The sequence below is a fragment of the Bartonella sp. TT67HLJMS genome (genome assembly GCF_042193375.1).
Classification (GTDB): domain Bacteria; phylum Pseudomonadota; class Alphaproteobacteria; order Rhizobiales; family Rhizobiaceae; genus Bartonella; species Bartonella grahamii.
Genome location: NZ_JBHILP010000010.1, coordinates 1 through 21,178, shown reverse-complemented (window position 1 = coordinate 21,178; position 21,178 = coordinate 1). Strand labels below are relative to the sequence as shown.

18 protein-coding genes and 1 pseudogene are annotated in these 21,178 nt (G+C 38.1%); 11 read left to right on the top strand and 8 right to left on the bottom strand.

From position 1 onward, the window contains the following. Positions 1–435: 435 nt before the first annotated feature. From ACFIJQ_RS06695 to ACFIJQ_RS06665, 7 genes and pseudogenes are all read right to left on the bottom strand, one after another. Positions 436–2,445: a MacB family efflux pump subunit gene (locus ACFIJQ_RS06695; RefSeq protein ID WP_375629306.1), complete on the bottom strand. Its 2,010-nt coding sequence runs from the start codon at positions 2,443–2,445 to the stop codon at positions 436–438. A gap of 3 nt (positions 2,446–2,448) precedes the next feature. Beyond that, the gene (locus tag ACFIJQ_RS06690; protein ID WP_375629303.1) at positions 2,449–3,675 is read right to left on the bottom strand and encodes an efflux RND transporter periplasmic adaptor subunit; all 1,227 of its coding nucleotides are present in this window, start codon (positions 3,673–3,675) and stop codon (positions 2,449–2,451) included. After that, positions 3,672–5,153, bottom strand: a complete 1,482-nt coding sequence (locus ACFIJQ_RS06685) for an efflux transporter outer membrane subunit (RefSeq protein WP_375629300.1) — start codon at positions 5,151–5,153, stop codon at positions 3,672–3,674. Before ACFIJQ_RS06685 ends, ACFIJQ_RS06690 begins: the two co-directional genes overlap by 4 nt. A gap of 61 nt (positions 5,154–5,214) precedes the next feature. Then, positions 5,215–6,030, bottom strand: coding sequence for an exodeoxyribonuclease III (locus ACFIJQ_RS06680; protein WP_375629297.1), 816 nt, complete (start codon positions 6,028–6,030; stop codon positions 5,215–5,217). 30 nt (positions 6,031–6,060) lie between these two features. Next, on the bottom strand, positions 6,061–6,669 hold the full coding sequence (locus ACFIJQ_RS06675; RefSeq protein WP_273787638.1) for an outer-membrane lipoprotein carrier protein LolA: 609 nt from the start codon (positions 6,667–6,669) through the stop codon (positions 6,061–6,063). 122 nt (positions 6,670–6,791) lie between these two features. Then, positions 6,792–7,066 (bottom strand): annotated as a pseudogene (locus ACFIJQ_RS06670) (DNA translocase FtsK); the annotation flags it as partial. Between the two features lie 720 nt (positions 7,067–7,786). Next, the gene (locus ACFIJQ_RS06665) at positions 7,787–10,228 is read right to left on the bottom strand and encodes a DNA translocase FtsK 4TM domain-containing protein (protein WP_375629294.1); all 2,442 of its coding nucleotides are present in this window, start codon (positions 10,226–10,228) and stop codon (positions 7,787–7,789) included. Between the two features lie 727 nt (positions 10,229–10,955). Here ACFIJQ_RS06665 and ACFIJQ_RS06660 point away from each other — a divergent pair. Further along, positions 10,956–12,233 (top strand): ubiquinone biosynthesis hydroxylase, encoded by a 1,278-nt coding sequence (locus ACFIJQ_RS06660; RefSeq protein WP_375629291.1) that lies wholly within the window; start codon positions 10,956–10,958, stop codon positions 12,231–12,233. 1,528 nt (positions 12,234–13,761) lie between these two features. Here the strand turns inward: ACFIJQ_RS06660 and ACFIJQ_RS06655 are convergent. Then, a complete protein-coding gene (locus ACFIJQ_RS06655) occupies positions 13,762–14,049 on the bottom strand; it encodes an H-NS family nucleoid-associated regulatory protein (RefSeq protein WP_375629288.1) in 288 nt (95 codons plus the stop codon). A 128-nt stretch (positions 14,050–14,177) separates the two neighbouring features. On the opposite strand from ACFIJQ_RS06655, the gene ACFIJQ_RS06650 reads away from it, so the two are divergent. The 10 genes from ACFIJQ_RS06650 to ACFIJQ_RS06605 all read left to right on the top strand — a co-directional run bounded on the left by ACFIJQ_RS06650 (position 14,178) and on the right by ACFIJQ_RS06605 (position 20,946). Then, positions 14,178–14,792, top strand: a complete 615-nt coding sequence (locus ACFIJQ_RS06650; RefSeq protein ID WP_375629285.1) for a hypothetical protein — start codon at positions 14,178–14,180, stop codon at positions 14,790–14,792. Then, a complete protein-coding gene (locus tag ACFIJQ_RS06645; RefSeq protein ID WP_375629282.1) occupies positions 14,792–15,424 on the top strand; it encodes a TrwN protein in 633 nt (210 codons plus the stop codon). Before ACFIJQ_RS06650 ends, ACFIJQ_RS06645 begins: the two co-directional genes overlap by 1 nt. Before the next feature lie 124 nt (positions 15,425–15,548). Then, positions 15,549–15,848: a KorA family transcriptional regulator gene (korA, locus tag ACFIJQ_RS06640; protein ID WP_015857010.1), complete on the top strand. Its 300-nt coding sequence runs from the start codon at positions 15,549–15,551 to the stop codon at positions 15,846–15,848. Next, on the top strand, positions 15,811–16,128 hold the full coding sequence (gene trwL, locus ACFIJQ_RS06635) for a VirB2 family type IV secretion system major pilin TrwL (protein WP_375629279.1): 318 nt from the start codon (positions 15,811–15,813) through the stop codon (positions 16,126–16,128). The genes korA and trwL (ACFIJQ_RS06635) overlap by 38 nt, the downstream gene beginning before the upstream one ends. A gap of 140 nt (positions 16,129–16,268) precedes the next feature. Then, positions 16,269–16,583, top strand: coding sequence for a VirB2 family type IV secretion system major pilin TrwL (gene trwL / locus ACFIJQ_RS06630; protein ID WP_375629276.1), 315 nt, complete (start codon positions 16,269–16,271; stop codon positions 16,581–16,583). 65 nt (positions 16,584–16,648) lie between these two features. Then, positions 16,649–16,963 carry a VirB2 family type IV secretion system major pilin TrwL gene (trwL, locus tag ACFIJQ_RS06625; RefSeq protein ID WP_375629273.1) on the top strand — a complete coding sequence of 105 codons (315 nt, stop codon included), beginning with the start codon at positions 16,649–16,651 and terminating at the stop codon, positions 16,961–16,963. 124 nt (positions 16,964–17,087) lie between these two features. Next, the gene (locus ACFIJQ_RS06620) at positions 17,088–17,396 is read left to right on the top strand and encodes a conjugal transfer protein (protein ID WP_375629270.1); all 309 of its coding nucleotides are present in this window, start codon (positions 17,088–17,090) and stop codon (positions 17,394–17,396) included. A gap of 12 nt (positions 17,397–17,408) precedes the next feature. Further along, positions 17,409–17,717: a type IV secretion system protein VirB3 gene (locus ACFIJQ_RS06615; RefSeq protein WP_375629267.1), complete on the top strand. Its 309-nt coding sequence runs from the start codon at positions 17,409–17,411 to the stop codon at positions 17,715–17,717. A 2-nt stretch (positions 17,718–17,719) separates the two neighbouring features. Continuing rightward, on the top strand, positions 17,720–20,191 hold the full coding sequence (locus ACFIJQ_RS06610; protein WP_375629264.1) for a VirB4 family type IV secretion/conjugal transfer ATPase: 2,472 nt from the start codon (positions 17,720–17,722) through the stop codon (positions 20,189–20,191). Next, positions 20,188–20,946, top strand: coding sequence for a type IV secretion system protein (locus ACFIJQ_RS06605; protein ID WP_375629262.1), 759 nt, complete (start codon positions 20,188–20,190; stop codon positions 20,944–20,946). The genes ACFIJQ_RS06610 and ACFIJQ_RS06605 overlap by 4 nt, the downstream gene beginning before the upstream one ends. The last annotated feature ends 232 nt before the right edge of the window (positions 20,947–21,178 follow it).

Below are 21,178 nucleotides of genomic sequence, written 5' to 3'. Positions count from 1 at the left end.
CATACAATTTGTGAGTAAAAAACAGGGCCACAAATAAACAAAAGGAAAAGAAAAACTATAGAAGACCAACCCGCCTCGTATACCCGTTCGTTTTTTTAGATATAAGCTGTTTTTCGTTTAAATTTTCTTCTTTTTTATCTTGTTTGTTAACAGATATACACTCCACTTCCACGCCTATTTTTAGGTTAAAATCCTAAAGTTATCGCGCTTTGTATTTTGTATCGCTATAAAAATACAAGGGAACTTTATTCATGATACGTTGTGTCATAAAACTTCATCCTTTAACGTTATATAAAGCATGCTCCACTTAACGAACAAAGCGTTTTCTAAAATAGAACAGCGAATAACGCTAAACTTTTCCCATCCATGTTTCGCTTCATAAACACTTCATCTAAGTAGAAAGCCTCACAACAAACATGCCCCAATTGATAAAGCTTAATCGCGTGAAAGAGCGACAACAGGGTCAAGCCGTGAAGCTTGCCGCGCTGGAGAAAAGCCAAAACAGATTCCAATGAGGGTCGAAAAAGTAAGGGATAGGATGATCGAATCAATCGTATAAACCAAGTGGATAGGCGCCTTAAACAGAAGAAATAAACCACCGATAGAAAGCCCAAACAGAATCCCCAAACCACCACCAATGACACAAACCAACACCGCTTCAATGAGAAACTGCTGCAAAATATCACTTTGGCGTGCACCAACTGCCATACGCACACCAATTTCATTGATCCGCTCAGAAACGGTGACCAGCATAATATTCATCACCCCAATACCACCTACAATCAGGGAAATCGCTGCAATTGAAGAAATTAAAAGTGTTAAGATATGTGTACTCTCCATGATACGTTCACGAAAGAATTCTGAATTTCTAATGAAAAAATCTTCTCCACCATGCCGCATAATGAGAAACCGTTTCACCATGTTTTCCGCTAAATGTGAATCGACATCATCAGAGATCCTAACAGTAATTGCACGAACTTCTGTTGTGCCAAGAAAACGCGTTTGCACTGTTGTATAGGGCAAATAAAGCTGTAATGTATTTGATGTGTTTCCATTTGCGTGATTTTGCGAATCAACAACACCAATAATACGCGCTGGAACATTACCCACGTGCACCACTTTGCCAAGGGGACTTTCATGGCTATGGGGAAAAAGAACAGACAAGGCTTCTTTTTCAATCACGAGATCAACCGCCCGATCATGCACACTTTTTTGATCAAAAAACTGTCCTTTGAAAACTTTAAGCCCCTGTGTCTGAAAAAATTGTTCTCCCACCCCAACAATGACGGCATTGACTTCAACTGCACCAAAACGCACTTTCGAGCTTGTTGAAATCTGAGGTGTTACACCAGAAACATAAGGTAACCCAGACAAGGCTTCTGCATCAGCTTCAACAAGAGTTGTTATTTTCTCTGCTTGTGGATCAGAAAAACTTTTGCCAGGTAAAATTGTTAATGTATTAGCACCCAAGCTTTTAAAATTTTCCAAAATTTTCTCTCGTGTACCATTTCCCAAAGCCACCATAGCAATAATCGCCCCAATACCGATAATCACCCCAAGCATTGTTAAAAAAGTTCGCATTCGATGTGCATTCATTGCCAACAAAGCCATAATAAATGCCTCACGAAACCGCTCAACAAAAGACCGAAAAGAGCCAAGCTGTTGTTTAACTTTTAGTTTCTGTTTTTCATAAAAAGATTGACTATCCGTTTTTATTTTTGCCCCTGCTGCTCTTTTCTTTGCAACCTTTGTCATACTGTCAGCAATAATTTCTCCATCACTGATTTCGATAATACGCTCTGCTCTTTTGGCCACCTGCATATCGTGGGTTACAATGATAATAGTACGACCTTCTTGATGAAGCTCATCCAAAATACGCAACACTTCCTGTCCACTCTGCTTATCCAGTGCACCAGTTGGCTCATCGGCAAGAATAACCTCCGCATTATTCATCAACGCTCGAGCAATAGACACCCGTTGTTGCTGACCACCTGAGAGTTGATTTGGACGATGATTCACCCGATCACCCATGCCCAAGCGCGTTAAAAGATCTTGTGCACGCTTTTTCCTTGCTTCCACAGCACATCCTGCATAAATAGCCGGAATTTCAACATTCCCAAGAGCTGTCAATTCATTCAACAAATGATAGCGCTGGAAAATAAAACCAAAATGATTGCGCCGCAAAGCCGACAATTCATCAGCTGAAAGAGAGGCTGTTTCTTTCCCTGCAATCCAATAACGACCAGAAGTTGCCCGATCAAGACAGCCTAAGATATTCATCAATGTAGATTTTCCTGAACCAGAAGCTCCCACAATCGCTACCATTTCACCACGCTTAATGGTAAGATTGATATCCTTCAAAACAGTAACAAATGTTTCGCCCGCTGGAAATTTACGTACAATATTTTCCAACACAAGGACAGCATCTGCTTGGTTTGTGTTCATGATTTAAATCTCGTCTTCACTATGCACGTCAGAAGGTTCTGGCATCACCCCATCAGGCGAGCCGGTGATAACAACATCACCCTCATTAAGTCCTGAAACAATCTCTGCCATCACCTTGTTATTCAACCCAACGCTCACCTGTTTAGTAACCACCTTGTTCCCCCCCTCCAAAACAGAAACCCATGCCTTATGCTCTTTTGTCTCATCGCGTAAAGCATCGCTTGGAACCAACAAAACATTTTGGGCACGCCCTAAGATAATATGAACTTGAGCAGTCATATAGGTTCGCAAAAAATTGTCCGCATTATCAACATGTAAAATTCCGTTATAATAAATAGCTGATGAGATTAAAGCACTAGACCCCCCTACCATACCAGGGTTAATACTCACATCAGAACGAATTGCTTCAGGAGCCGGCTCTATCTTTTCTAAAACGCCCTCATAACGACGCTGCGCATTCCCTAAAACTGTAAAATAAAGTGGTTGTCCAGCCTGAACTTTAAGAACATCAGCTTCTGAGATTTGCGCCTTGATCGTCATCTTTGACAAATCGCCCAAAATAACAATTGTTGGCGCCGACTGAACCGCATTCACATTCTGCCCTTCTTCCACAACTGTTGCCAAAACCGTTCCCGCTGAAGGGGCAGTTATGCGTGTATAACCTAAATTGACCTCTGCACTATCCACATCAATTTGTGCTTGCACAATCTGCTGTTGAAGTTGAGCAATTTGCGCCTCACGTATTTTTACTTGTGTCGCAGCATCATCCAGATTAGCCCGTGAAACCGCACGTGACTCGATCATTTTTTTCTGACGTGCTAAATTTTTCTGCGCAAGAGAAAGATGGGCTTCTTGTTCTACCAAACTCGCATAATAGTGAGATAATGCTGCTTTTTTTCTTTTTAAATCATTTTCTTGATCTGTAGGATCAATTTCTGCCAAGAGATCGCCTTCTTTCACAACACTCCCAGGAGAAACGCGCATTGACACCACACGCCCTGTTGCACGCGCACCAACAGCCACCAACCGATAAGGACGTACAAGACCAGAAGCTAAAACACTTTCCTCAATATCCCCACGCTTCACCACCGCGGTTATATAAGTTGGGCTAGATGTTCCAAAAACAACAGAACGCAACCATAAAAACAAGAGAAGAAGGAATATAGCAGCTAAAAAGAAAGAAAGTTTTTTGTGTTTTGTAATGAAATTTTTGAGTAGACTTTTTTTCATTTTCCTACCTTTGCACGCGAACGAGGTGCACCATCAACGACTTCCGGACGTGATACATCAACAACGCCATCCCAGCCCCCCCCCAATGCTTTCATCAACGTGATATATTGCGTAACCAAAGAAACACGGCTATCTTTAAGTGCCATTTGTGCAGAATAATAAGAGCGATCAGCGTTTAACAATTCAAGAAAACTGGTATTTCCATTCTCAAAAAGACTCCGTGAAAGTTTTAAGGAATGAAGAGAAGCTTTATTCGCAATGATTAGCTTTTCTAAGCGTTGATGTTCTTTAGTTAATCTTACCAACGCATTTTCTACATCTTCTAAAGCTCCCAAAACAGCAGCCCGATAAGTAATAAAAGCTTGATCACGCTGTGCACGCGCAACAGCAATAGAAGCCTCAACCTGACCTCCATTAAAAAAAGGAAAACGCAGACCAGGTCCAAAAGACCAGCCAATCGTTGAATTTTTCCATAACTGATCTATCGCCGTTGCTGCTGTCGAAATATTACCTGTTAAAGTAAGTGATGGATAGCGATCTGCTTCACGTTGACCAATCCGCGCTGTCGCTTGCGCATATTGACGTTCTGCCCGTCGTAAATCCGGACGTGTTAGCAAAATATCGGCTGGAATTCCTGCTGGTATCGGCCAGCGCGGTTGTGGAATCTTTGCATGCTTAGTATTTTTTTGTAAAAGAGCCTTCAATGCCGTAGGCACACGACCAGTTAAGACAGAAAGGCGATGAACGCTCATTGCTAAATTCGCTTCCATCTGTGATATATCTGCTTCTGTATTTGCCATTTGTGCTTGCGCATTTGAAACATCGAGCTCAGAAACATCCCCAGCTGTTAATCTAGCACGCATCAATTCATAGGTTTTACGTTGTGATACAGCAATTTGACGCACAATCAACAATTTCTGTTGCCAACCACGCATTTGTACATAATTTGTTGCCACATCTCCTAACAATGTCACCATGGTAGCACGCATATCTTCCACAGCCGCATCAAGACCATAACGCGCTGCTTCAACCGCTCGTTTATGCCCACCAAAAAAATCAAGCTCCCAGCTTGCATCAAAACCACTACGGTATTGATTTAACAATGCATCAGACTGTGCAGAATGACTACGGGTTCCTGAAATTGAATTGGACACATTTGGCAAAAGAGTTCCCACAACCTGTCCTAAACTCGCACGCGCCTCACGTACCCGAGCTTTGGCAACAGCAACATTATTATTTCCAGAAATCGCATAATCCATTAATGCATCTAGAACAGGGTCATTCAAACGCCGCCACCATCCGGCAAGCGCAACTGGCTGTCCTGCAGTCTGTGCAGATTTTTCTCCCCAAACTGCTGGAACACGAAAAGATGTTTTCTGGTAATTAGGACCAACCATACATCCTGACAAAAGCAACCACAACAAGACACTAGAAAGTAATCCACGAGAAGCGCCCCTTTTGAGATTTCTGATATACATCTAGTCTCCCGCATTCTTTCAGAATCATTATTTAATATTAATACTTTATTTACCTCTTATTTCAAACTTGACGTGAAAAATCAAATACAGTTTGCACAGGAATATGATCTGAAGGGCGTTCCCATCCGCGCGCATCACGAAAAATCGAAAGATCTACAACAAAAGGTGCTAAATCAGGAGAAGACCAAACATGATCAAGCCGCCGCCCATAATCGGTAAATGCCCAATCGCGTGCACGATAACTCCACCATGTATAAAGCTTGGTAGGAGCAGGAATATGAAACCGCATTAGATCAACCCATCCACCTTGACAACACAAGTCCTGTAAACGCTCGGTTTCAATGGGAGTATGGCTTACAACCTTCAACAATTGCTGATGAGACCAAACATCCTCTGCCAAAGGAGCAATATTTAAATCGCCCACCAAAAGAGAAGAAAGACCATCTCCTTGATCCGCACGTATGGAAGACATTTCTTCTAAAAAATCAAGCTTATGACGAAATTTTTCATTCACATCAGCATCTGGAATATCTCCCCCAGCAGGAACATAAAAATTATGAATCCGCAAGTTTCTCCCATGGGCTTCCACAATAACTGAGATATAGCGACAATCTTGGTTTTGGCAAAAGAAACGCTTTTCTACCTTTTTAAAAGGCAAACGAGAAACAATAGCCACCCCGTTATAAGATTTTTGTCCACTCAATGCGATATGCTTATAACCCGCTGCTTCAAAAGCCCCCACTGGAAATAAAGCATCTGGACATTTTGTTTCCTGTAGACACAAAACATCTGCGGAAAAGAGTTCCAAATACTGAAAAACCTGTGCAAGACGCAAACGAATAGAATTAATATTCCAAGTTGCAATACGAAATAACATCCATTTCAATCCCAATGAAACAACACCGCACTATTTCTTCGAAGGAAGTGCAAACATTCCATTAGCGAAACGGACGTCTGTCCGCACATTCATAATCTGCACAGTAGTTTCCAAATTTTGTTGGTCAACAATTGTCCACTGCCGCAAAGCAGAGCCTTTAGAATCAAAAACCATCCTTATTTGCCCTGCCCCAATCGTTTTATCACGCAGAACAATCGTCACAGCCCCTGGATCTTCGCGAAATGCCAATAACCGCCCAGAAGATACATCAATTTTATCAGCCAACAGAAACTTCATTGGCGTTTGCGAAAGTTGTGAAAAGTTCCAAGTATTCAAAGCCCGATTGTTAATACCTACAAATTGACCATCTGCAATAATCTGTAAAGGCATTTTCTTATAAATAAAACGAATTTTCCCTGGGCGCTCTAAATAAAATGTCCCCTGAGACATTTTCCCCTTTGGACTAAACTGAATAAAATCACCCGTCATTGTTTTGATTGCCGCAAAGTGATTTACAACATTTTGCGCCTTTATCACTTTATTAGACGCTTGCGAAAAAACAGGAAAAGTTAAACACCAAAAGATAATAATTCCCACCAACCCAAAGACTCTTCTTTGCGACAAAAAAGACGTTTTCATAAAAAAATGCTCCCAAGCAATACTTAATTGACTTTATAATTTATAACTTAAGTAATCAACGATGAATAAATACCCTTCTTTATAAGATAACGATATTGTTTGAAAAAACTATCAAAAGATTTTTAAAAGCATTCTTCTTCGACCATCCCCAAAACTTTCCGCTTACCCACATCATTTGCTGGACTAATAATGCCTTCTCCTTCCATCCTTTCAATCAATGTTGCGGCACGATTATAACCAATACCTAAACGGCGTTGAATATAAGAGGTCGAAGCCTTACTGATCACGAAGCACAATAGCAATAGGTTGACAATAGGAATCATCTGCTAAAGAAAAAGCTAAAGAAACATCCTTCTTTATTTCTTGCGATCTCTTGCGATATCGTTTCCAAATAATCAGTCTGCGTTTAAGTTTCCGAAAGCATCCAAATTTCCTGCTTTTCTGTTGATTTTCTAAACGCATAATATATTCTTTCCCACCCCTAATCTGTGAAGCAACATAGATTATAATTAATACATAACGGATTAAGTACTAAACATATATTGCTCGCGAACCTGAAAACTCTTTATTAAGTGGCAAAAATGCTTTTTTGACTTCCTTCCAATCCAAAAGAATAAAAATTTTCACCCGAACCAGCCTGTAAACAATTTGGAGTTTAGCAGATTTCACTTGGCTTCCCATCCCATATGATTCATTTATATAAGGCTCGACAGATAAGCCTTGCCCTAAATATTTAGAGCGCACTTAAAAAAACACTTAAATATCAAGCCTTACATGCTTTTATATCCCTACATTCGCAATGACATTATTTTATACCAAGATATTGATTTATAATAAATTATCTTTTTAACTTAAATCATAACGCCAAAGACAGGAAGATTCTCTCATCACATACTCTCTCATATTGAATCAATTCAAATTATTTGCTTGCACGTTACAAGCAAGGTTGGTGTGTGGATAAAAGTTATATAAGATAAAGAATCCTTTATAAAGAGTCCCAAGTTCCAAGGAGCTATCGCAAGTCGAGAGCTGGTTTATGAAAATGCAGACTTTCTACGATACCGTAGGATAAACACTTGTTTTATAAGATATTATAAAAAACAACTATAAAGATTTTTTAAAAGCGTTCTTCTTCGGCAGGCACTAAAATTTCTCGTTTCCCTGCGTGATTTGCTGGACTAATGATACCTTCTTCTTCCATCCTCTCAATCAATGTCGCAGCACGGTTATAACCAATGCCTAAACGGCGTTGAATATAAGAGGTTGAAGCCTTACGATCACGAAGCACAATAGCAACAGCTTGACTATAGGGATCATCTTCTGAGGGAGAAGCCAAAGAAACATCAGCACCATCCTCTTCAACTTCTTGCGTAATTGTTTCCAAATAATCAGGTCGTGCTTGCGCTTTGAGATGCGCAACAACCTGCTCCACTTCATCATCCGCAACAAAAGGACCATGCACACGTTGAACACGTCCTCCTCCCATCATAAAGAGCATATCTCCTTGTCCCAATAATTGCTCAGCCCCCTGTTCGCCCAAAATTGTTCGGCTATCGATTTTTGAACTCACAGAAAAAGAAATACGTGTAGGAAAATTGGCTTTGATCGTCCCAGTAATAACATCGACGGAAGGACGCTGGGTCGCCATAATCACGTGGATACCGGCAGCACGTGCCATTTGTGCCAAACGTTGAACCGCGCCTTCAATATCTTTACCAGCAACCATCATCAAATCAGCCATTTCATCAATAATGACAACAATATAGGGCATAGGACTAAAATCAAGTGTTTCCGTTTCATAAAGAGGCTCACCAGTTTCATGATCAAAGCCCACTTGAATTGTACGCACCATTGTCTCTCCTTGACCTTCTGACTCCTTGAGACGTGCATTAAACCCATCAATATTACGAACGCCCAGTTTTGACATTTTACTATAGCGCTCTTCCATTTCACGAACAGCCCACTTTAAAGCAATCACGGCTTTTTTAGGATCTGTCACCACGGGCGTTAATAAATGAGGAATGCCATCATAAACCGAAAGCTCAAGCATTTTCGGGTCCACCATAATGAGACGACATTGTTCAGGTGTCATCCGATAAAGAAGCGATAAAATCATTGTATTGATAGCAACAGACTTTCCCGACCCTGTTGTACCAGCAACCAAAAGATGGGGCATTTTTGCTAAATCTGCAATAACAGCTTCCCCCCCGATTGTCTTACCCAAAGCAAGCCCTAATTTTGCTTTGCTTTCAATAAATTCCTGCGCCTGCAACATTTCTCGTAAATAAACCATCTCACGCTTTGCATTGGGCAATTCTATTCCAATCACATTACGTCCTGGAACCACCGCAACACGCGCCGAAATCGCACGCATCGAGCGTGCAATATCATCTGCCAAACCAATGATACGGGAAGACTTAATGCCGGCAGCCGGTTCAAATTCATACAAAGTTACCACCGGTCCAGGACAAGCATCAATAATTTGCCCCTTGACTCCAAAATCTAACAAAACCCCTTCAAGTTCCTGAGAATTTGCTCTTAAAACAGCAGGAGAAAGTTTTGCATCCCTAACAGACGGTGGTGGAACCGAAAGATAATCTACAAGAGGAAGAACAAAACCACCATTTGAAGAAGCTGTTAAAGACTTTCGATTTTTAACAGGAGAAACATAGGCTTTATTTTGATTTTCCTCACACTTTACTTTTTCACCCAAAAAAGTTGGCTCAATCCGATCAAATGACTTTCCTTGCCCCTTACTCTGAAAACGCCTTTTGAAACAGAACAAACGAAAGAAACGCGCTTGTAAAAAATAAAAAAGATGTAAAAGAGCGCCAAAAGTTGTCGCAAAAAAACCATGATTTTCACGATCATCCTCTGCAGCATATTCCGTATCTTCTTCCAATTCAAAAACTGGATTAACGATTGCGTCTTTTGGAATGCTTTTTTCTTTTCTTTTCTTTGTTCGACGCCGCCATATCACATTGCCAGCAAAAGCAGCAGTGAAAAAACCTAAAAAAATAAAAACAACACTGAAAAACACCGTGTAAAGAGGAGAAAGAAAAAGAGGAAAGACTGAAGAAGCAACACTTAAAACTTTATCTCCTAAAACCCCTCCCAATCCCATTGGCAATGGCCAATAAGTAAAAGAAGCAACAGGTGACATAAGGGCAAAAGCAATTAAAAAACAAATCGTTGATAGCACCCATAAAAAAAAGCGCAAAGTCAAATTGTAGATATTCTTTTGCGCCAACAAGAGAAAAGACCAAAATAATGGCGGCAACAAAACAGCAAGACTTGCCAAGCCAAAAAACTGCATAATAAAATCTGAAAAAATTGCCCCCATCCACCCCATAAGATTTGTAACCTCATTTGTACTTGCATGGGTTAAAGATGGATCCTCAACATTCCACGTCGCCAAAGCAAACACACAAAAAATAATAAAGCCCAAAAGCCCAAGCCCAATAAATACCCCTATCTGACGTAAAAACATCTCAATAAGACGCGAACCTTGAGAATTTCGCACTTCTAATGAATCATAAGGAGAAGAACTTCGGTGCATCTATCAATTCCAAATACAAAATTTTCATATTTTAAAGAGTTATAACTCTCTCTTAAAAAAGGATGAAGCTTAAACTCTGTACCGATCTGTAAACAAATAGCCTGTAAACAATCCGACGTCTTATCTAGCGCGTTCTACCTTCTAACCACTTCATATCACTCATATATCACAACCCTAAGAGACTATCCTTCCTAAGGCGCACAAAAAGCTCTCCTAGGATATTTATCACACGATCAACCAAAAAACACCTCATGTGTAAAGTTTGACATGGGTCCTATAGGCGCCTGCCTAAACAGATAATGTTTTTTACGCTACATCATGATAACGGCAAAATATGAATACTGTTTTAACCATCACGAATGAACACAATTTTTTATCTATCATACTAACTAAATATCCCCCTTCAGGACAGGCATACTAAAGTAATTCATACAACTTAAAAAATATACGATCATCTTTGTTTATTTTTAGTTTTCTTTTTTATCAACCAAGTGTAAAAAGAATTGAAGAGGACATTCAAAAAAGCTTATCCGATAAATCTGTAAAATGAATCACATAAATGATGAAGCAGAAGAACTCTGAAAAACCAATCTGTCATCAGATTGGCGCCAAAAAGAAACCTCGTTTTTGTAAAGCAGAGAGAAAAGTAAACGTTAAGATATTTTAGGCAATTTAAAAAGATATTCTTTTTAAAAGAAAGCAAACTGTAAACAATGGAAGAAGTATTGTGTGTTCTAATCGCAATAAAGACGTACAACCCAATAAAAAAATTAAATCTCATAAAACAAAACAATGTGATCTTCTCATTGCAGGGGGAGCGGCTGTCGGTTTAACCTTAGCGATAGCACTCAAGCAAACAGCTCCTAATCTGAAAATAAAAATCGTTGATGCTGCTCCACAAGAAGATACTCCTGCTTCTAACATACGAACCATTGCCCTTGCTGCTGCTTCTATTCGTATGTTAAAACAATTACAATGTTGGGAACCTATAAAACCCTATGCGCAACCCATTCATTCAATGATCATCACAGATACAAGCACAAGTGACCCTGTCAAGCCCACTCTTTTAACCTTTGAAGGCGACATTAACCCTGGTGAGCCCTTTGCTGCTATGGTAGAGCAGAGAGAACTCATCAACACTTTAAAAAAACGTGTCAAAGATCTCAATATCCCTGTTATTGCAAACACGCGTGTCATTGATTTTCATCAAGAAGACCAACATAAAACCGTCACTTTAGATAATGAAGAGGTTTGGCAAACAAAATTGCTTATTGCAGCCGACGGAGCCCATTCGAAATTACGCCAAAAAGCAGGTCTTAAAAACTTTTCTCATCCCTATAAACAAACAGCAATCATCTGTACAGTTGAACATGAAAAACCCCATAATGGTCAAGCAATTCAACATTTTTTACCTGCCGGTCCTTTTGCTCTTCTCCCTCTCAAAGGCAACCGATCTGCCATTGTGTGGAATGAAGATCATAAAACTGCGCAATATTATCTCAAAGCTAATGCCCTTATTTTTGAAACAGAACTCGAAAGACGCATTGGCCATCGATTAGGCAAACTCTCTTGGAATGGCGAACGTCAAGCTTTTCCTTTGAGTCTTTCTTTAACACGTCAATGCGTTAAACCACGTTTTGCTCTCGTTGGCGATGCCGCCCATACCATCCACCCCATTGCAGGACAAGGACTCAATTTAGGATTACGCGATAGCGCTGCCCTCGCTGAAGTGATTATTGAAACAGCGCGACTAGGTCTTGACATTGGCTCCCTCACTGCTTTAGAGCGCTATCAAAGCTGGAGACGTTTTGAAGTTGTCCGTATGGCTTTAAGCAATGATTGGCTTAATAAACTCTTTTCTAATGATAGCCTTCTTTTACGGATGCTCCGCGATACCGGCCTTGGTATCGTTAATCAAGCGCCAAAAATAAAAAAATACTTCATTCAAGAAGCTTCTGGTCTCACTCCCAATGCTCCACGTCTTCTACACGGCTTCCCACTTTAAGCAAAAATTCATCCTATTTCACTTTTTTACAACCTTTGCCTCCCTCCTTCAAAGAACAAAAAATTCCTATCTCATCCAATCTGTTTACAAACCAGATTCCTGTCGAGTAATTTTCTCTTGACTTCCTCCTCCCATATTTCACTTAACATAAGACTCGACAAGCGAGATACATTCTAAGAATATTCACTACGCACTGAAAAATAATGTCTCAAAGAGGTTGCCTTATATCACCACACCTTAAAAGAAGCCATTTCACGTCATAACGAAATAAACAAGACTTTTTAGCACACAACATTTTATTTATAATAATAAATTCATTGTTATCATATTGAGTGAGAAATCTAACGATCATAAAATACCCTTAATTCAAATCTCTCTCATGGTGAAGCAATCAAAATCATTCACTTGCACATCACAAGCGGGAGTGTTGTATAAATAAAAACAGCAATAAAAAGCCTTACCCTCTCAAGTACTAAGGGCTTTAGTAACATTGGAGGCGAGTAAAGTGTATAATGGCGCCGGCTTATATTTTTTATTGAAATAAAAATGCTGGCGTACAAAAATGGATTTTATGTAATCATAGGGACTTTCACGTTATACTATTCACGAAAAGCACCATAAAATAAGCTTCGTTGCATTGAAAAATTTTTCTTTTAAAAAAAGCGCGTAAATTGGTAACACAACCGTATTCCGTTTGAGGTATTCTGTTCCTCAGACAAACCCTTTAACTTATTGTGGAATGCCACACGATTTTAGAAAAAATATTCTAATATATAATAAAGTGTTCCGTACTCTATACCATCACACACAATTGTAAACTTGAATATCATCCCCTATTTCACACCATAAAAGAAGATAAACCGCAATAGAAATGACTCAATCCTTTTATTTTCAAATATGCTCTTTATTCATTATTCATAAATGCTCATAAATGAATTTTAATCACAAGCGCTCAGAAATATGTCATAAATTCTATAAAACCCATAACAGCCATAGAAATTTTTCATTTCCCACACACTCTATCATCTCAACAAAACGAACGATAAATAAAGTAAATGCCTCATATATAATCTTATAGAAAAAAGACCAAACAAAATCTATAATATCAGGCTTATTCTACAGAACAATATTTCAAAAATATAAGTATGCTAATTTATTAACATATTAATTGATAAAATTATCATTTTACATGTTGAGTGAAAATCCCTATGCAATAAATTGTTCTCATTTCGAGCACTTTTGTAAAGAGTCAATAAAACTATAAAAAGAAGTAAAATATCCCCCTCTCTCAAATGCCAAAAGCAATTACAATATTTTAATCCGGCATCATCATTATGCTTGCCAGATTATAACAACAAAACCTTTTTCACTTAAATACATCTGTTCATGCCCCCTATCATTTTATTTGATCACTCAATACTTTAATACATTCGTTCAGTATGTTTATACAATCAAATTACCCAAAAGAGCATACTTCTTGCATTTACATTCCTTGGTATTCCCTTATCTTGTAAATATCGCACACGTATTATGTTACTTCAAGTTCATCAAGTGTATACCCATTATCCAACCACTCTTTAATCCACTTAGGTCTACGTCCACGCCCATTCCATAATTCCCATTGGTTATTAGGATTTCTATAATGGCGCTCTTTGCTCACAAGATCAGCGATATCAATTCCATGGGCATTAGCAATTTCAAGAATTTTTCGTCGCGCATTTTGCTTTTCCTTTGCTTGCCGTTTTTTTAATTCCACATCGATTTGTGTACGCATCTCTTGTAGTTCATCAAAATTCATATTTTTGAGATCATTCACCTTAATTACTCCCCTTGCAAAAAAGAATTTTTTCTTGCCATATTTTAAACACAATTATAGACAATTTCTGTCTATTTATTATCGAAATTAAAATTACGATGCATATATCACTTTGACGGAGATGTGCTTTGGACCACAAAGAACTGTTTATTGGTACATCAACTACCATCACTGCATCTTTTTTCAGCTCAATCGCTGGAACTACTAAATGCAGTACTCAAACGCCATCACACCTCTCTGACTCTCATGAATCAGTAGTCAAAAGTAAATATAAATCGTCACTCTATAAGTTATGGCAATACGCAACAAAGAACAAGCCCTCTCTGTATAATGATAGTGTAGTTCATTATGACAATAAAACCTCCCCTCATACACAACGGCTTTTTACTTCGTATAAATTTTTTTTGAAAAGATTTTTGCAACTAGAAAATTATATAAAACAAGCAGCTTCAATACAGTATCAAAGATTATTATTTTTTAAAAGCAGCGCCTTTTTTCGTGATTCCAATAATATTGGTTGGCGTAATATGCTCTATTTTATTACACACTTTTATCTTGTTGGTTGGATATTCGCATGTATTAGAAATATTTTTAGAAGAGAACAAAACAATAATCACAGGGAATATTCTAAGCTAAACAATCTTGTTCTGCAAATTTATAAAATCAAAAAACAACGAGAAAATGCACCACAAAGAATTAGCATTTGTATTAATAAAATTCTTCATAATAAGGTGTATTGCTAATGATTGTTCCAGATTTCACATTTTTTGCTGCTGCATACATATCCAATACGCCTCCCATAACATTTTCAGTTATCGCCGAACAAGAAGCGCGGGACAATGTCTATGTAACAGATGATAAAGATAACTTCTTCTATCAATCATCTCAGCTTAAGGAAACAATCCCAATAACTGAACAGTTTAGCCAGAATAAACATAATTTTAACATAATTTTAGGGCAAATTGATGTTATAAATGTGAAATTGTTTTCTCTTTTTGATGCATTTGATTTTTGCGGAAATTTTACAGCTGTGCAAAGCGCTTTGACTTACTGCTATGAACAAACAACATCAAAGTGCATCTTTGAAAAAGCGACTTTGCAATCTGTGCTAAATTTTTACAAAACAGAAAACTCAAACCACACCTCTATACAGAAAGTTACTTCATATATTGGAGTAAAAGCTGCCGTACAGGAAAATGAAGATTTGCAGGAGCCTGTAAAGCTTAAAAAAGAAGAACCAGAACAGACAACTAACGTAGATTCTCTTCCTCTCTCTTCAAAGGGAGAAGAAGATGCATTTACACATAAAGAAAGTGGTACCAGCGATGCTTTTTCGGTTGAAGATTCTTCTTCATCAAGAGGCTCGCTAGAGTGACAGCTGATATTTTCACGAAACTCTAGAATTTTGATAGGATATTATAATGAAAGGTAGATAAGAAAATGTTAAAGCTCTAATTAGTAAGATTGGACAAAATCTCTTCTAATTGAGGGCAAAGATAATGAAAATGATAGAACAAAACAGCGTTGATATAGCATTTAGTCAAAAAGCGGCACGTGAGATTACAGTCGTGATGCTTTCAGAAAGAGAATGGTATTTTACGTTTATTTCCGATGATCCAATCACCGGAAAGCCAAATAAATATACGTTACTTACACAAAGAGGAAAATTAAGAACTTGGGCTGATCCAAAATATCTCTTTAAGTTTCTTCATGAACGAGGGGTCATTTGTGGGAGTTTTAATCTTAATCAGGATAAAGAACATGAAACAATTAAATATTCTTCACACAACAGCTCGTAATAAAATTGCTGCACTTTCTGCAGCTCTAACTGTATTTTTTATGACCAATCCTGCATGTGTCCAAGCAGCAGGTTTAGATCCTGCAAAAAAGGCTTTAGAAGCACTCCAAACAGACTTGAAAGTGATTATCCCTATTGCTGCTGCCGTTATACTTTTGTGCTTAGCAATTGGTTATGCAGGACGCTATATCGGAAAAGATACTTTTGTACGATGGGCAATTGGTGTCGTTATCGCTGGTTCAGCAGCTGAACTTGTTGGTTTATTGTTTAAATCTAACTGATAAATCTATTAAAATAATGAAATTTTTCTTTAGTGAGCTAAAGAAACTTAGATTTCTGTATTTTTATTTAGTGTAATAAAGAACTATATAGAAAGAAAAAATTATTTATACCAACTGTAATCTAAATTGGAATAAACAATATGAAACAATCAAATACCCTTCAAACAATAATTAGAAATAAAACTACAAAAATCTCTGCAGCTTTAACTGTATTTTTTATGAGTAATCCTGTGTATGCTCAACAAATAAAATTAACAAATGCAAAAACTGCTTTAGAGACACTCCAAACAGACTTGAAAGCGATTATCCCTATCGCTGCTGCCGTTATACTGTTGTGCTTAGCAATTGGTTATGCGGGACGCTACATCGGAAAAGACACATTTGTACGATGGGCAATTGGCGTTGTCATCGCTGGCTCAGCAACCCAACTTTCTACAATGTTATTTACAAGTTAATCGTGAATAAGTATAATACAAAACGTTTTTTAATGTAAGAACTTATCTAATAATAAGAGTAAAATATGCAAAAACTAATTAATCTTAAATCAAAAAATAATAAGAAAATCGCCACACTTTCTGCAGTTATGACCGCATTTTTTATAACAAATCCTGCATATGCAGCGTTAAATAATGCTAAAACAGCTTTAGAAAGTCTCCAAACAGATCTTACTACCAATATTATCCCTCTTGCTGCTGCCGTTATACTTTTGTGCTTAGCAATTGGTTATGCAGGACGATACATCGGAAGAGATACTTTTGTACGATGGGCAATTGGCGTTGTCATCGCTGGCTCAGCAACCCAGCTTTCTGCAATGTTATTTACAGGTAATGCGTGAATTAGTATAATACGTAATGTTTTAATACTCGTCGATTATAGATTTGTGCCAGTAATAATGTCGCTCATACTACGAAAAAAGGAATATTATTTATAGCAACTTTAATTAAAAGGGGATAAAAGATATGAAACAATTAAATACGCTTCAAGCAAAGATGTGTGAGATTAGTGCTATTGTTATCACTTCAGTTATGTTACTAATAGCTCAATCTGCATATGCTCAGACGGAAACAAAAAGTTTAGATGTTTTCATAGGGATGCAATATGGATTAAGTATAATTATTCCTATCGCTGCTGCTATCATTCTTTTATTACTTCTGCTTATTTATATATTTCGCATCATCGCAAGAGCTACATTTATGCGATGGGCATTCAGTGTCATTATTGCTGGTGCAGCTTTCTATATTAGCCACATATTATTTCACCTCCAGTGACGAGAACATCCCATGAAACCGCAAGAAAAAAAATTTTTTCCCTTATTCAAGGGGGCAACACGTGTTCCAACTATATGGGGGGTACCCATGATGCCGTTTATTGTTATGCTTATGATGGTCGCTGTTATTGCTATGACAATAAATATCTTTTTGTGGATTATGGCGCCACCATTATGGTTTATTATGGCGCAAATTACCAAAAACGATGATAAAGCGTTTCGTATCTGGTGGTTATGGATCGATACCAAATTTCGTAATCGCAATAAAGGTTTTTGGGGCGCATCGAGTTATAGTCCCTCTAATTATAATAAAAGGAGATAAGCATGACAGCTGTTGAAAGCAGAAAGCGTCTTATATCAGAAACACCTGTAAGCCTGTTCCTTCCTTATTCACATCACATTACAGATACGATTATCTCTACTAAAAATGCGGAATATTTATCGATTTGGAAGATTGACGGACGTTCGCATCAAAGTGCTTCAGAAGATGATATTTTTCAATGGATAAAAGAGCTTAACAATACTCTACGGGGTATTGCATCGGCCAATTTATCATTTTGGACGCATATTGTACGCCGCCGTGTTTATGAATATCCTGATTCAACATTTGATCAAATGTTTTGCTATCAACTTGATGAAAAATATCGGCAAAGCTTTACTGGTTATAATTTGATGGTCAATGATTTATATCTGACTGTCATTTTTCAACCGATAGCGGATAAAATTATGTCGTTCTTTTCTCAACATGAACGTGAAACGCTTGATCAAAAAAAGCTGCGACAAGACTCATGTATCAAAGAACTCAATGACATCAATCGTACTTTAGGCCAATCTTTAAGCCGTTACGGTGCAGAACTTCTTGGTGCTTATGAAAAAAATGGGCATGCTTATTCTTCTGCACTTGAGTTCCTTGGAATGCTTGTCAATGGTGAATATCGCCCCATGCCAATTTGCCAGGACCGTTTTTCTGACTATATGTCTATCAATCGGCCTTTTTTCTCAAAATGGGGTGCTCTTGGTGAATTGCGAACAACCAGTGGGATGCGTCGATTTGGAATGCTGGAAATTAAAGAATATGATGCAACAACCAAACCAGGACAATTAAATGTTTTGTTGGAAAGTGACTTCGAGTTCGTATTGACACAGAGCTTTTCGGTGCTCTCCCGACATGCTGCTAAAGACTATTTACAACGGCATCAGCGTAACCTTATTGATGCACGAGATGTGGCAACGAGCCAAATTGAACAAATTGATGAAGCATTAAATCAGCTTATCAGCGGACATTTTGTCATGGGAGAACATCACTGCACATTGACTATCTATGGTGATACAATTCAACAAGTTCGCGACCATATGGCCAAAGCAAGTGCAGCATTACTAGACGTTGCGCTACTCCCCAAACCTGTAGACTTAGCGATAGAGGCTGGCTATTGGGCACAACTTCCTGGCAATTGGAAATGGAGACCACGTCCTGCTCCGATTACATCATTGAACTTTTTATCATTTTCATCTTTTCATAATTTTATGTCAGGAAAACCCACTGGCAACCCATGGGGTCCAGCCGTCACAATTCTCAAAACAACCAGTAAAACACCGCTTTATTTCAACTTTCATGCCTCCAAACTTGAAGAGGACTCAACAGATAAACGTTTGCTCGGTAATACCGCACTTATCGGACAATCTGGTTCCGGTAAAACCGTGTTACTCGGCTTTTTGGTAGCACAAGCACAAAAATTTAAGCCGACAACTGTTGTTTTTGATAAAGATCGTGGTATGGAAATTGCCATTCGAGCGATGGGTGGAAAATATTTAACATTCAAGCCAGGCAGGAAAAGTGGTTTCAATCCTTTCCAACTCCCACCCACACAAGAAAATCTGATTTTTCTGAAACAATTTGTTAAAAAACTGGCAGAAGCTGGTGGTGAGGTCACGCATCACGACGAGGAGGAAATTAACAAAGCGGTTATGTCTGTTATGAGCAGTAACATTGACCAATCACTCCGTCGTTTGTCCTTTCTGGTACAATTTTTACCAAATCCACGTTTAAGTGATTATAATGCTCACCCATCTGTTCATGCTCGCTTACTAAAATGGTGTGAAGGTGGTGATTATGGATGGTTATTTGATAATCCTCATGATGTTCTTGATCTCTCAACACATCAAATTTACGGCTTTGATATCACGGAATTTTTAGATAATTTTGAAACTCGCACCCCAGTGATGATGTATTTGCTTTACCGCACAGAGGGCATGATTAGCGGACAGCGATTTATGTATATCTTTGATGAGTTTTGGAAGCCTTTGCAAGATCCGTACTTTGAAGATTTGGCGAAAAATAAGCAAAAGACTATCCGTAAACAAAATGGTATTTTTGTTTACGCAACACAAGAGCCTAGCGATGCCTTAGAAAGTAATATTGCCAAAACACTCATTCAACAATGTGCGACTTACATTTTTCTAGCCAATCCCAAAGCAAACTATGAAGATTATACAAAAGGTTTTAAACTAACAGATACCGAATTTGAACTCGTTAAAGGACTTGGTGAGTTTAGTCGCCAATTCCTCATTAAGCAAGGTGATCAATCTGCGCTTGCAGAACTGAATCTTGGTAAATTCCATCTGACAAGCGGTGGAAAAACCATCGAACACGACTTTAGTGACGAGCTCTTGGTGTTATCAGGTACACCTGATAACGCAGAATTAGCCGAAAGCATTATCGCGGAAGTTGGTGATGATCCGGCAATATGGTTACCAATTTTCTTACAGCACGCAAAAAATGACAGGAGGGAAACATGAAAAAAAAGGTCATTCCAATAGTAGTTGTAATAACTTTAGGGATTTCAAACCCAGCAATGGCCTGGGTTTTTGGCGCTGGAGCGGCGGATTTGTCATCATCCGTTCCAACGACATTGCCCAATTTTTTTGGAAAGTCACGTAAAGCAACGCCTAAAAAACCTCCACAACAAAAGGAAGCGCCACCTGACCCACTTCTCGAAACACTAAAAAAACAACTTGAGGAAGTAAAAAAGATACACGAGTCTATAACGGGAAACCAAAAGTTCGACACTAAAAAACTTAAAAATGCACAAACAGATCACAGCAGTTTTTTTCTCAAAAATCCGGAGACGCTCTACAATAGAAATAAATCTTCTGCTCTAGCTACATCACTTGAAAATATTTTAAAAGAAGAAGAAATTCCTATCTCTGTCCATGAATCTAACAGTTTTATCAACAAGCGTAGCCAATATGCAGCCATCACTGATAAAGCCATAAGTCTAAAGACTTTTGAAGAAGCAGACAATCGTTTTCAGCAAATTGAAGAACTATTAAACGAAATCAAGACAACAAAAGATCTAAAAAGTATTGCTGAGTTACAAGCACATATAATTGGAATGCTCGCTATGCTACAAAATGAAACAGCAAAACTACAAATGGTCACACATTTACGCAATGCTGAATATACACTTATCAGACAGCAGAAGGATAAACATAACATAAAAATTTTGAATAGTAAAAACACGAAAATGCCTACCATAAGATTTATTAAATAAGGCTTTTTATAACAATATTTCGTGTATTATTTTTCCTGTATGCTCGTAAAAAGCAAAGGTTAGTGCGTAATATTCAGTTCTCTCTCATAGACTGAAAAGATCTACGAACTTTAATTTTATCCTAAAAAACTCAACGAAAAATGCTTAAAAATCATATAAAAAGTTGAAAATTCGTTAAAGAGGAATTCCATGAACTTTACAGTGTTCACGCAACTTTTCAATAAAATTGATC